The sequence below is a fragment of the Alcaligenes sp. WGS1538 genome, assembly GCF_043187505.1.
Classification (GTDB): domain Bacteria; phylum Pseudomonadota; class Gammaproteobacteria; order Burkholderiales; family Burkholderiaceae_B; genus Alcaligenes.
In genome coordinates, this window is the sequence record NZ_CP171109.1 from 1,438,643 (window position 1) to 1,450,803 (window position 12,161).

Annotated in this window: 13 protein-coding genes; 4 read left to right on the plus strand and 9 right to left on the minus strand. The window is 63.4% G+C overall.

Translation table 11 applies throughout. The annotated features are described in order from the left end of the window. Positions 1-35: 35 nt before the first annotated feature. Positions 36-1,520, minus strand: coding sequence for a diguanylate cyclase domain-containing protein (locus tag ACF3ND_RS06665; protein ID WP_394065292.1), 1,485 nt, complete (start codon positions 1,518-1,520; stop codon positions 36-38). Between the two features lie 257 nt (positions 1,521-1,777). Between ACF3ND_RS06665 and ACF3ND_RS06670 the strand changes: the two genes are divergently transcribed. Then, positions 1,778-2,122 carry a DMT family protein gene (locus ACF3ND_RS06670; protein ID WP_394065293.1) on the plus strand — a complete coding sequence of 115 codons (345 nt, stop codon included), beginning with the start codon at positions 1,778-1,780 and terminating at the stop codon, positions 2,120-2,122. A gap of 277 nt (positions 2,123-2,399) precedes the next feature. On the opposite strand, the gene ACF3ND_RS06675 is transcribed toward ACF3ND_RS06670, so the two are convergent. After that, on the minus strand, positions 2,400-3,113 hold the full coding sequence (locus ACF3ND_RS06675; RefSeq protein ID WP_394065294.1) for a DUF4377 domain-containing protein: 714 nt from the start codon (positions 3,111-3,113) through the stop codon (positions 2,400-2,402). 217 nt (positions 3,114-3,330) lie between these two features. Continuing rightward, positions 3,331-4,032 (minus strand): tellurite resistance TerB family protein, encoded by a 702-nt coding sequence (locus tag ACF3ND_RS06680; RefSeq protein ID WP_394065295.1) that lies wholly within the window; start codon positions 4,030-4,032, stop codon positions 3,331-3,333. Positions 4,033-4,242: 210 nt separating this feature from the next. Between ACF3ND_RS06680 and ACF3ND_RS06685 the strand changes: the two genes are divergently transcribed. Further along, positions 4,243-5,391, plus strand: coding sequence for an ABC transporter substrate-binding protein (locus tag ACF3ND_RS06685; RefSeq protein WP_394065296.1), 1,149 nt, complete (start codon positions 4,243-4,245; stop codon positions 5,389-5,391). 81 nt (positions 5,392-5,472) lie between these two features. Here ACF3ND_RS06685 and ACF3ND_RS06690 read toward each other — a convergent pair whose 3' ends face one another. The 5 genes from ACF3ND_RS06690 to ACF3ND_RS06710 form a co-directional block, all read right to left on the minus strand. Further along, positions 5,473-5,709 carry a DUF3892 domain-containing protein gene (locus ACF3ND_RS06690; protein WP_394065297.1) on the minus strand — a complete coding sequence of 79 codons (237 nt, stop codon included), beginning with the start codon at positions 5,707-5,709 and terminating at the stop codon, positions 5,473-5,475. A gap of 118 nt (positions 5,710-5,827) precedes the next feature. Continuing rightward, positions 5,828-6,520, minus strand: a complete 693-nt coding sequence (locus tag ACF3ND_RS06695) for a 3'-5' exonuclease (RefSeq protein WP_394065298.1) — start codon at positions 6,518-6,520, stop codon at positions 5,828-5,830. Positions 6,521-6,682: 162 nt separating this feature from the next. After that, positions 6,683-6,907, minus strand: a complete 225-nt coding sequence (locus ACF3ND_RS06700) for a hypothetical protein (protein WP_394065299.1) — start codon at positions 6,905-6,907, stop codon at positions 6,683-6,685. Positions 6,908-6,965: 58 nt separating this feature from the next. Beyond that, positions 6,966-8,420 carry a diguanylate cyclase gene (locus tag ACF3ND_RS06705; RefSeq protein WP_394065300.1) on the minus strand — a complete coding sequence of 485 codons (1,455 nt, stop codon included), beginning with the start codon at positions 8,418-8,420 and terminating at the stop codon, positions 6,966-6,968. Positions 8,421-8,571: 151 nt separating this feature from the next. Then, positions 8,572-8,844: a hypothetical protein gene (locus ACF3ND_RS06710; RefSeq protein ID WP_394065301.1), complete on the minus strand. Its 273-nt coding sequence runs from the start codon at positions 8,842-8,844 to the stop codon at positions 8,572-8,574. 577 nt (positions 8,845-9,421) lie between these two features. Between ACF3ND_RS06710 and ACF3ND_RS06715 the strand changes: the two genes are divergently transcribed. Then, entirely contained in the window at positions 9,422-10,291 is an 870-nt protein-coding gene (locus tag ACF3ND_RS06715) for an MOSC domain-containing protein (RefSeq protein WP_394065302.1), read from the plus strand. A gap of 33 nt (positions 10,292-10,324) precedes the next feature. Here the strand turns inward: ACF3ND_RS06715 and ACF3ND_RS06720 are convergent, their stop codons facing one another. Next, the gene (locus ACF3ND_RS06720; RefSeq protein ID WP_394065792.1) at positions 10,325-10,783 is read right to left on the minus strand and encodes an Lrp/AsnC family transcriptional regulator; all 459 of its coding nucleotides are present in this window, start codon (positions 10,781-10,783) and stop codon (positions 10,325-10,327) included. Positions 10,784-10,938: 155 nt separating this feature from the next. On the opposite strand from ACF3ND_RS06720, the gene metC reads away from it, so the two are divergent. Continuing rightward, the gene (metC, locus tag ACF3ND_RS06725) at positions 10,939-12,132 is read left to right on the plus strand and encodes a cystathionine beta-lyase (RefSeq protein ID WP_394065303.1); all 1,194 of its coding nucleotides are present in this window, start codon (positions 10,939-10,941) and stop codon (positions 12,130-12,132) included. Positions 12,133-12,161 lie beyond the last annotated feature (29 nt).

Genomic DNA, 12,161 nt, shown 5'->3' on the forward strand with positions numbered 1-12,161 from the left:
CGGGCCTTATGCGCCCGGGCCCGTTTTTCGTGGTTTCAAGCCTGGCGGCGGTTGCGGGCGGTCTTCTCGTAGTAGTCGCGCTTGGCGTCGTACATGCGCTGGTCGGCCAGGCGCAGGACGGCTTCCAGGCAGTTGGGCTCATGCGCCGTCGCTGCGCCGATCGACAGGGCGATCTTCGGGCCGCTGTAGAACTGATTGTTCAGTTCGGCCAGCTTGCCGATGTTCTCGGCCAGGGCGTGGGCGGCGGCCTCGTCGGCGCCGGGCATCAGGATGATGAATTCGTCTCCGCCCACGCGGGCGGCGTGCCAGGGTTTGTCCACGGCCTGCAGCAGCACCTCGCCCACGCGCTGCAGCAGGGCGTCGCCGCTGATGTGGCCCAGGCTGTCATTGGTCTCCTTCAGATGATTCAGGTCCAGCACCATGACGGAGGTGGGCAGGATGTTCTTGCGGCTCAGGCGGTTGAGCTCATCCACGTAAAAGGAGCGGTTCTTGAGCTTGGTTAGCACATCGTGCTTGCCCAGGTACTCCAGGTAGGTCTCGGCCTTCTTGCGGGCGGTGATGTCGGTCAGGGCCAGCAGCACCTGGTTCCAGTTGTCTTCATGACCCTGGAATACGGAGAACTGCAGGTGGATGTTCAGCGGCGTGCCGTCCAGGGTGTGGTTGAGCACTTCGCGCTGCTGCAGCAGGCGCCCTTCCCATAGATCGATCAGCTGCTCGCGGAAGCTGGGAATCATTTCCTCCCGGAACACCTCGGGCAGGCGTGTCAGCAGTTCATCCCTGCTGCCGGCCTTGAACATGTCCAGGGTGTATTGGTTGACGTCCAGCACCTTGATCTCCGCCATGCAGCGCTCCACGAATTCAGGGTGTACGTCGGTGAAGGTGCGCAGGTCCGTGATGCCGTGGCTGCGCAGTTCATCGAGCAGGCCGCGTATGGTGCTGAAGTCTTCCACCCACAGGGAGACGGGCGCCTGCTGGAACAGGCTCAGCGCATGCAGGGCGCTGTCGCGGGCGCGGCGCCGGGCCTGTTCCAGTTCGCTCACGTCTTCGATGACCACCAGCACGCGGTCGCCATGGCGTTCGTGGGCGGGCAGCAGCACGCCCTTGAGCAGGATGTCCAGGCGCCGGCCGTCCAGCGTGTAGTTGACGCTGCGGCCCTGGAAGCGCGCCTGCCCGGACCAGAGTTGCAGCAGTTCCTGGATGAGGGACTCCAAGGTATCGCCGCGCAGCACTTCGTCGAGCCTCTCGGATAGTTCGTCGAAGCTGCCAGCGGCGTACAGCGCCAGGGTGGCGGGGTTCACATGCAGCAGCCGGATGCGCGCCGAGCACTGCGCCGCCAACTGCGGGCGAGCTTGCAGGAAAGCGCCCAGATCGCTTATGCCTTGTTCCCGCCATTGGTCAAACAATTCAAAGACGTCGCTGTAATCCTCCAGCCACATGGATACGGGGGAAGCGTCAAAGAGGGTCAGGGAAGCGTCGAAGCCCGGGATGAGGGCTGGAGTGGTCCGGAGGGGAAGTGGCATGATGGCGCGCGGAAAGAGGAGTCGCCTTGCCGTAAGGCGGCAAATGCGACAAATAGTAGCGTGCAGTCGGGGTCTATGGAAGGGGGCATGCCTATGTCCAGACCGCCGGGCGCCCGAGTGTTGCGCAGAGGGGAGGGGCGCGCATGCGGATCGCCTGACTGGCCGGGCACTTGGATGAGCCTGACGACGTTCGAGCTCCAGTAGCGCTACACTGGCGCGGTCGCGGCCCCGGCCGCTTGTCTCGGTATATATGGAACATGGCCAAGATCCTGCCCATTCTGATGCTGCTGGCATCCAATGTGTTCATGACCATCGCCTGGTATGGACATCTGAAGTTTCCTCACAGCCCTTTGCTCAAGGTCGTCCTGCTCAGTTGGGGCATCGCCCTGGTGGAGTATTGCCTGGCCGTGCCCGCCAATCGTCTGGGACATACGGTCTACACGGCCGCCCAGCTCAAGACCATCCAGGAAGTCATCACACTGGCGGTTTTCGCCGTGTTTTCGGTGCTCTACCTGAAAGAGAGCTTCACCCTCAACCATCTGGTGGGGTTCACCCTGATCTGCGCCGGGGCCTTTTTTGTGTTCTATGGGCCGTTGAAGTAGGGAGCAAGCTGGCGGCGGGCGAAAAAAAGTCCCCCGAATCTCGGGGGACCTGAAGCCGGACGTACGGGGAGGTGAATGCTTACGCCCGGGATGTGTTCATACTAAGGGCATCCAGCCTCCCGGCGGTGTGTCCGAAGCGGGCATTGCGTAACCGTTTATGGCCATTGCCACTGTTTCCCTCGGCTTTGTACTGTATGGTTACCATATCGTGTCGGCGGGTGTCGCGGGCCATGAAAAAACCGGCCCGCAGGCCGGTTGGGGCCGAGCGCCGGAGTGCTCAGGGCCGTACGACCTCGCTCTCCACGACCATGTCCAGCACGTCGGCATGCTTGGAGGCGTCCGCAGGAACGTTCTTCAAGGTGTAGCGGTTGACCCGCAGCACGTTGCGCACGCCGGGTTCGTGAGTGTAGCCCTCGATGTCGCCGTAGTAGTACATCCATTGGCCGGTATGGGTCTTGACGCCGTTGCCGTCATACTGGATCTCGCGCACCTTCAGGCACTGGTAATTGGGCATCAGCGGATGCGAGCAGGCTTCGCGCTGCGGCGCCACTTCCAGAAAGACGCGTTCGGGCTCGCTGCCGTAGCGCGTGGATGCGGTAGGCTCGCCCTTCATGCGCCATTTGGTGCCGTCCTGGAAGGTCAGGGTCAGGACGGGCGCCGGATTGTCAGGCGCGGAATCGGCCTTGGCCATGCTCCAGTCGGTTGCGGTCGGCAGCAGTTGACCCACGGCATGTTCGTCGCGCATCAGCTTTTCGTCGGCGCAGGCCTTCATGGTGCTCACCGGGTGCGTGATGCTGATCCTGGACCCGTTGACGACATAGCCGCCGCTGAGCAGGTTGCACAGGCCGTCCACGGACACCTGGCGGTCCGTGAAGTTCAGGGTCACCTGCTTGCCGTCCGCGCCCGGGATGGCGGGCAGCGGCTGCCCATCCTTGCCGGTGGCCGCGAACAGGCGCCAGTGATAGGCCTCAAGGGAAATCTCTTTGTCCATTTGACGTTTCGAAATAGGGGCGTCAGACGCGGTTTGCGGAGCCGTGCAGGCGACCAGACCCATTAATGCCAGCGAGCTGGCAGCCAAAGTCAGTGTTTTTTTCATGGGTTTCTTCCTTGTTGAGTCATCAGGACGGGTGAAGCATGCACCCGGGAGAAAAAACAGGCATGCATTGTGGGCGGCTCATGGCCCCCTGACAAGCCTTCTTGACCATGTCTTACGTTTGCGCCTCCGACTGCAGTTGATTTTCCAGACTCTTGCGCAGGGAGTCCGGCAGGGACATCAGGCGCGCCAGCTCGTCCAGGTAGGCGCGTTCCATATAGCTTTGCTCGTCGATGACCAGCAGGCTGGCCAGGTAGATCTCGGCCGCCAATTCCGGCGTCTGGGCCAGGCCGGCCACAGCTTGCGGATCCACGGGCTTGAGCAGTTCCTTCGACAGCCACAGCCGCGCCTGCTCGGGAGCGGAGAGCTTGGCGATTTCGTTTTCGATCAACTGGCGTTCGGGCTCGCCCATATGCCCGTCGGCCTTGGCGGCGGACACCAGGGCCGCCAGAATCACCATGGCGTGGGTATCGGCCGCGCTGGAGGGCGCGTTCTGCACGGGCAGCGGCGCCGGCGGCACCGCCTGCACGGGTACGGGTTCCAGGCGCTGGCCGGCGTTCTGTTCCTGCCAGTTCTGGTAGACCTTCAGGGCCAATGCGCCCAGGGCCGCCGCTCCGCCGTAGCCGGCCATGGATCTGCCCATCTTGCGGAACTTCTTGTTCCCCAGCAGCAGACCCAGCAGGCCGCCAACGACGGCGCCGCCGCCAAAGCCGCCGGCCTGCTCAGCCAGCTTCCCGCCCAGGCCGCGCTGCTGCCGATCGGGATCGGTGCTCTGGCTGTTTTGCAGGATCTGTTGCAGCAGTTGCTGAAGTGACATGGGACGCCTTTCGCAGTAATAAACAGTAGGCTAGTTATAAACTACTTTCCCAGGGGCACCGGTCCGCAATTGTAAGCAGACCTGGCCAAAGTGCCGGCTTTGCGCACCCGGTGCCGGACTGAATTTGGTATCTTATGCGCTGATCCGTTCATAGAGGCGTGCGCGCCGATTTTTAGGGGGAAGGGCCGCGCCGCCGGCTCCACGAAAACCATGAAGCTGACTCGAACTTTACTTGCCGCATCCGTCCTGCTGGCCGCCGTGGCTGCGCCGGCCCATTCCCAGGTCAAGATCGGTGTGATCGCTTCGGCCACCGGGCCGACGGCGGTGGTGGGGCTGCCGCAACGCAACACGGTGCCTCTTCTGCCCGCCAAGGTCGGCGACCTGAGCGTGGAGTACGTGTCCATGGACGACGCCAGCGATCCCAACCAGACGGTGACCTTGTTCAAGAAGATGATCTCCGAGGACAAGATCGACGCCCTGATCGGGCCCACCGGGTCGCCCAACGCCATGGGCATCATCCAATTCGCCGCCGATTCCGGCACGCCCGTGCTGGCGCCGGTGGGGGCGGCTTCCGTGGTGCTGCCCATGACGCCGGAGAAGAAGTGGGTGTTCAAGACCACGCAGAACGACGACATCATCGCCGCCGCGCTGGTCAAGCACATGGTCGAACACGGAGTCAAGACCGCCGCCTTCCTGGGCTTCAACGACGCCTATGGTGAAAGCTGGCTGAATGTCTTCAAGGATCTGGCCGCCAGGAACAACATCCAGATCGTGGCCACCGAGCGCTATGTGCGTTCGGACACCTCGGTGACGGGCCAGGCGCTGAAGATCTTTGCGGCCAAGCCTGACGCCGTGCTGGTGGCGGGCACCGGGGCGGCGGCCGTGCTGCCGCAGGTCACGCTGGTCAAGCAGGGCTACAAGGGGCAGATCTACCAGACCCACGGCGCGGCGCTGCCGGCCTTCCTGCAACTGGGCGGCGCCCAGGTGGAGGGCACGGTGCTGGCCGCCAGCCTGATGCTGGTGCTGCCCGAGATCGCCGACAGCAATCCGTCCAAGCCCATTGCGCAGGACTACATCCAGCGCTACACGGCCAAGTACGGCACGGCCCCGGCCACCTTCGGCGCCAATGTCTACGATGCCGGCCTGCTGCTGGAAAAAGCGATTCCGCAGGCGGCGGCCAAGGCCAAGCCGGGCACGCCCGAGTTCCGCGCCGCCTTGCGCGACGCTCTGGAACAGACGCGCGAACTGGTGGCCACGCAGGGGGTCTACAATATGTCGCCCGAGGATCACAGCGGCTTTGACGAGCGCGGGCGGGAGCTGATCACCGTGCGCGACGGCCAGTGGCGCTTGGTCAAGTAAAAAGCGCAGGTCCACGAAAAAACGCGGCCAGGCCGCGTTTTTTGCTTCGGATGGAATGCCCCGCCGCGGGGCGGATCATGGTCAACCCGGGCTGGCCGGCAGGCTCAGCAGGAAATGAGGTTCCTCGCCTTCGATCTCGGTTTTCAGGTATTTGGCGCCGAAGCGGCTGAGCGCCACCACGAGCTTGGCCGGGACGCCATGCAGAGTGATGTAGTAATCCTCCAGGCCTTGCTCGATGCGTTGTACGACCTCAGGCTGCGAACGTTGCCAGCCTGCTCCCCCCAGATACGTGATGCGTTCGTAGGGGTCCCGACTCATATCTTTCGTGACGTATGAAACCTCGGTCATTTGCCACCTCATGAAGTGCTTGCAGGGACTTCTATGGTTGGGCAAAAACGCCCGCCGCTCCATTAGGGATATCGCGAGGCTGTCCGGTTCAGGCCTGGCCTTTCAGCGCCTTGATCAGGTAGGGGTCCAGGTCGGGCTGGCGCAGCAGCCAGTTCTTGTAGTCCTGCGGCACGTCGGCGATCGCCATGCCCTTGTGCTTGCCAAAGCGCAGCACGGTGGGGATGCGGGCTTTTTCCGACAGTTGCCAGAGCTGCTCCCAGGTGTGGACGTTCTGGGTATGGCTCAGGAGAAACTGCAGCAGCGACAGGCAGTTGCGCACGTCCGCCAAGGCGGAGTGGGCCTGGCGCAACCGCTCGCGCGCATTGGCGCGATCAATGTGGTAGATCAGCGCGGACTGGCTGTAGCTGTCCAGTCCGGGCAGCAGGTGGCGGGCCAGCGCCAAGGTGCAGATACGCTTGATCTCCGGGCGACCGGCGCAGCCCCAATCGTAGTCCACGTTGTGGCCTATCAGGTACTGGGTGTCCGCCGGCAGGGCGAAGTCGGTGTGCGGAGGGCAGTCTTGCAGTTCTTCGTCGTAGATGTGATGCGTGGCCAGTGCGCCCAGAGCGATGGCTTCATCGGGGCGGTAGCGTTGCTCGAATTCTTCGTCGACGAGCAGGAAGACGGGGTCGCTCAGGCGCAGCCAGGCGGCTTCGATGATCTGCGGCTGGGCGGTGCCGGTGGTTTCGGTGTCAAACAGCAGGGCGGACATACGGGAACGGGTAACAGGCAAAGCAGTCATGGTAGTTCATGCGCTGCGCTTTGCCTACACGGCGCAGGCGCTGGTCAAGCGGTGACGGGAGCGATGCGGGCCGCCGCGAGGCCTTGCTCCTGGCTGGCCCCGGGGCTCCGGCCGGGGATTCTCCCCAGGGTTACCCACATTTTTTGTGGATAAGTGCGGTTTCTACAGCGGCTTGAGCCGGAAACCTTCAGGCACACCCCAGCGGTTGGTGCGCAATAGCCAATGTGTCTGGCAGCGCTGACAGCGATACTGGGTTTCGTGAGAGCCGTCGCGGGCGGGCGGATGCAGGCCGAGCAGGCGCAGATCGGCATGCGGTTCCGCCGTGGCCAGTCCTTGCGGCAATTGCAGGCAGGCTTCGCACAAGGTCGAGCTTTGAACCTGGGGCATGTACGCCTCTGTTATGTTTCCTATTGATACACAAGTATCATGCCCGTTACGAAAACAGTCAAGCGTCCGCTGCGGGATCCGGCCAGTCGAAGGAATGGCTGCGGTCGCGGCCGGCGTGCTTGGCCCGGTAAAGGGCCTTGTCCGCCTGGCGCAGCAAGGACTTCAGGTCGGGCGTGTCGGCTCCCAGCGTGGCCACCCCCAGGCTGGCGGTCAGCGCCAGTTCTTGCCCGTCCTCGAGCAGTACGGGTTCGCGGGCAACGCTCTGGCGCACGCGCTCCGCCACCGCATGGGCCTGCATGGGACTGCAGTCTGGCAACAGGATGCCGAACTCCTCGCCGCCGAGCCGGCCGCACAGATCGGTATCGCGCAGCGCGGTCTGGATGCGGTGCGCCACGGCCACCAGGGCCTGGTCGCCGGCATGATGTCCATGCGTATCGTTGACCGGCTTGAAATGGTCTATGTCCAGCAGGAGCGCGCTGACCGGCGTATGGCTCAGCCTGCACCGGATCAGCAGGGCCTGGCCTTGCTGGTGGAAGGCGGGCTTGTTGAGCATGCCGGTCAGTGCGTCGTACAGGGCCAGGCGCTGCAATTTTTCCACTGCTTCGTTGCGTGCGGCCATGATGCAGGCGGCGGTGATGGGCGCCAGCGCGATGGAGGCGATGCCGATGCGGATGGACAGCGAATTCAACGAAGACGAGGAGGCATCGGGCAACAGGCTGGCTGCCTGCCACACCGCGAACAGGGACCACAGGACGTAGAGAAGGGTGAGCAGGGCGGTGCCGAACAGCGGATAGCTCAACGCGCACCACAGCAAGGGAAGCACGGGGAAGGCCAGCGAGCCCGGCCCGCCGATGAACAGACTCAGCAGGCAACTGAGCAGCAGCAGGGCAGCGGGCGCCAGATCGGCCAGCGTCAGGGTGTGGGGCTCGTTCCAGTATTGACGCAGACGCTTCAGGGGCTCGGGCGGCGCAGTCAGGAGCACGGGCAGGATCGCCGTGTAGGTGAGCAAGCCCGTGATCAGCCAGGACAGGCAGGCCGAAAGCAGATCCTGCCGGGTGTACAGGTGATGGGCCAGTCCGCCGGGCAGCGAGGAGGCGAAGGAAGCCAGCGCACAGTAGGCGACCGGCGCCAGAATGGCCTGGGGACGGCGCAGCGACAGGTCCACATGGGGGCCGCGAGTCAGCAGGCGGTAAGCGAGGCCCAAGCTGAGCATATTGGCTGCCGCCAGCATGGTCGAGATTAGGGCGGGGCTTTGATTGCTCAGTTCCGCGCACAGGTAGCCAAGGGCGGCGGCCAGCCAGCAGGCGGGGCGGGCGCCCCAGTCGCGGTGGCGCAGGAACAGCCCCAGCGCGATGGCGTCGGACGGCCAGAAGGTCGCCAGCATGTCGTGACGCCGCGTGGATATGCCCAGCAGCGTCAGCATGTAGATCAGTCCGAACAGGCAAAGACCGGTGAGGATGGTCTGGCGCCAGGGAGGACGTAACCAGGGAAGTTGCGTCGAAATAAAACCCATTGCCATTTACGCGCGCGCGTGTGAAAGACGCCTGGCGGCGCCGGGTAAGTTTTAAGCCGCAACTATTGTAAGTCGAAACCGGCAGTTTCTTTACGGTTTGTAATATTTCCTGCCGTCAGAGGAAGGAGCGGGCGGCGCGGCGCCGCGATCCTCAGTTCAGGTGATGGCCGGCGTGGCGCGGGGCCACGTGATGCACGTCCTGCAGGCGGAAACGGAACCGTACCTTGGGACCCTGGCCTTCGGTCAGGCTGTCGGCCGTGTAGGTGGTGCAGCCATGCACTGGCGAGCTGAAAATGACGGTGCCGGCCATGCGCGGGCCGTTCTTAGGTTGCAGATAGACCGTGTCGCCGATGCGGATGTCGGTCTTGTTCAGGGCGATATGGTCGGGACGCGAAATCAAGCCGGTTGGATAGATGTTCTTCATGTATTTCTTCCTATTCGTATGGCGCCATTACATCGTGTTCTTGTTGAAGTTTTATGACACCGGAACGGGCCGCGCTCTGGTGAGCAAACAGGCCTCATGCTTTAAAAATCCGCCTGAAAGACGGATGCAGGCCGGCAACAGGGTCGATGTGGCGCATCGATGCGGCAGGCGGTCCCGTGTCGGGTCGGGAGCGCCGGTTGCACAGCTGGTTTTGTACGCAGCCTTTTGGGAAAGGTTCCCTGTTCGGGCGGCGTGAAAAATGATTATGAAAGTTTTGGCACGCAAGTGCCTCGGTATTTACCCAAGGTCCGACGGCAGCAGCCATGGACTTCAAGCAAGGCTGACCGGGGTAACGCCATGCGCTTGGGTTCGATCGCAAGTTCTTAATGTAATGGATGATTTGCGCGATCAAGCAACTATTAAGTCATAAGTTAAGTGCTTTGTCAAGCGGTGCTTGTCCGCAGGACGCCACGTCAAGCGCCGCGTCCGCTCATGGCGACGAACAGCAGCCAGCGTGCAGACGGTCGGGCTGATGCTCTAGAATGTGCCATTGCCCATCATCTTGCTCTGCATCGTCATGATCACCATTACCGGCCTGTACACCTACCCCATCAAATCCTGCGGCGCCCAGGCACATCCGGAAGGAGTGGGAATCAGCACGGCGGGGCTGGACCACGACCGGGAATGGGTCGTAGTGGACGAGGCGGGGATCTTCATGACGCAGCGGCGCTGGCCGCGCATGGCCCTGATCCGGCCGCAGGTGTCCGCGAGATGCATCACGGTCCAGGCGCCCGGCATGCAGACGCTGTCCTGGTCGCTGGATGGCGCGGACCGCGCGCAGGCGCCTGTGCCGGTGCGCATCTGGAGCGCGGATACGCTGGGACGGGATGAGGGCGACGAGGTTGCGCAATGGTTCAGCGCCTTCCTGCAGACGCCGTGCCGCTTGTTGCGCCGCCACGACGCGGCGCGGCGCTACGTGCTGCCCGAACGCGTCCAGCCCTGGCTGGACAAGGCGAATGGCTGGCGGGACGTGAGCCGACAGGAGCAGGGCTTCGCCTTTGCCGACGCCTTGCCGTTTCTGTTCGCCAACCAGGCGTCCCTGGATGAGCTCAATCAGCGTGTGGTGCAGTCCGGCGAGCAGGCCGTGCCCATGGACCGCTTCCGGGCCAATATCGTGTTTGAAGGCCTGCCCGCCTACGAAGAGGATTATGTGCTGGGCGTCAGCGCGCCGGGTCTGAGCTTTGCCTTCATACGGCCTTGTACGCGTTGCCCCATGCCCAATGTGAATCAGGCCACTGGCCAAGTCGGCGTGCAGCCGGGGCTGGCATTGGCGGCCAGCCGGCAGTTTCCCCAGGGCACCTTGTTCGGCATGCAGGCCATGCTGGCGCAATCCGAGCCGCAGCGCCTGATGCCGGGCCGCACGCTGGACGTGGAATACGAGTTCTAGCGCCTTGGACGGGTTCCAGGTCCGTCCGGGCGTTCAGGCGTAGTCCAAAGGCAGGCGGGTGGTGTATTTGATCTGCTCCATGGCGAAGCTGGAGCTGACATCGGTCAGCTCGATTTCGCTGATCAGGCGCTGGTAGACCCGATCGAAGCTCCTGATGTCCGGCACGACCACGCGCAGCAGATAATCCGTGTCGCCGCTCATGCGATAGAACTCCACTATCTGGGGGATGGCGTCCACCACCGCGGAGAACTGCCGGTACCACTGCTTGTTGTGCTGATTGGTCTTGATGGCCACGAACACCGTCACGCCCACGTTGAGCTTTTCCTGGTTCAGCAGCGCCACCCGTTTCTCGATATAGCCGTCCTGCTCCAGGCGCTGGATACGGCGCCAGCAGGGCGTGCTGGACAGGCCCACTCGATCGCCGATGTCCTGGATGGACAAAGTGGCGTCGTTCTGCAGCAGCTCAAGAATATTTTTGTCGAATTTATCCAGCATGAGCAATCATTTTCCAGACTTAAGCAAGTAATGGGAATTAAATTGTCCTGATTGTGGGTCCAGAGGCGGAAAAACGCAATATTCCTTCCTGCGCCTTGCGTAGACTGTTCCTATCGGTCCGCAGACGGACCGGTCATAGACAGGAAAACAGCATGCGTGATTGTGAATACAGGAACACCCGATTGACTCATCTGGGCCGCGATGCGGCGGTATCGAACGGTTTCGTGAACGTGCCGGTTTGTCGGGGCTCGACCATCCTGGCCGATACACTGGAACAGTGGACCGAGCGCAAGGAGCCGGACAATCCCTATGCCTCCTACGGCCGCTTCACCAATCCCACCTTGCAGACGCTGGCGCAGGCCGTGGCCGAGCTCGAGGGCGGACACCGTGCCTGGCTGTTTCCTTCAGGTCTGGCAGCCTGCAGCCACGCCCTGCTGAGCGTGCTGGAGCAAGGCGACCATGTGCTGCTGCCTGACTCTGTTTACGGCCCTATTCGCGCCTTCGCCCAGCAGGTGCTGGCCGGCCGCATGGGCATCCAGGTGCAGTTCTACGAGCCGTCCATCGGCGCAGGGATCGCCGCCTTGATCCGGTCCGGCACCAAGGCGGTCTATGTGGAGTCGCCCGGTTCGGGCACGTTCGAGATCCAGGATATTCCCGCCATCGCCCGCTGCGCGCACGCGGCCGGCGCCTATGTGATCATGGACAATACCTGGGCCACGCCTTTGTTCTTCAGGCCTTTCGAGCATGGCGTCGACATTTCGGTGCAGGCCGCCACCAAATACCTGACCGGTCATTCGGATGCCCTGCTGGGCGTGGCCACGGCCAATGAACGGGCCTGGCCCTTGCTGCGCCGCGCCGCGCATGACTTCGGCCAGACTGCCGGCCCCGACGATGCCTTCCTGGCCTTGCGCGGCTTGCGCACGCTGGGAGTGCGCCTGCGTCAGCACCAGGCCAGCGCCCTGCAGTTGGCGCGCTTTCTGGAACGGCAGCCGCAGGTCCTGCAGGTGCTGCACCCGGCCCTGGCCTCGCACCCGGGGCATGCGCTCTGGAAACGGGATTTCCTGGGTTCCACGGGCCTGTTCGGCGTGGTGCTGGAGCCCTTGTCCACCAAGCAGTTGTCGCGCTTCTTCCGCAGCTTGAAGCTGTTCGGCATCGGCCTGTCCTGGGGCGGATTCGAAAGCCTTGCCTTGCCATTGGACATGCCCCGGCGCGATGGCCGGCCGCTGTTCGGGCAGGGGCAGCTGCTGCGCCTGCATGCCGGCCTGGAAGATGTGCAAGATCTGCAGGATGATCTGCAGGCGGCGCTGGCGCAGGCCTACCGCGTGGGCGAGCTGTGCCGGGCCTAAGGGCCTGCCATGCGAAGAGCGCCTGCGGG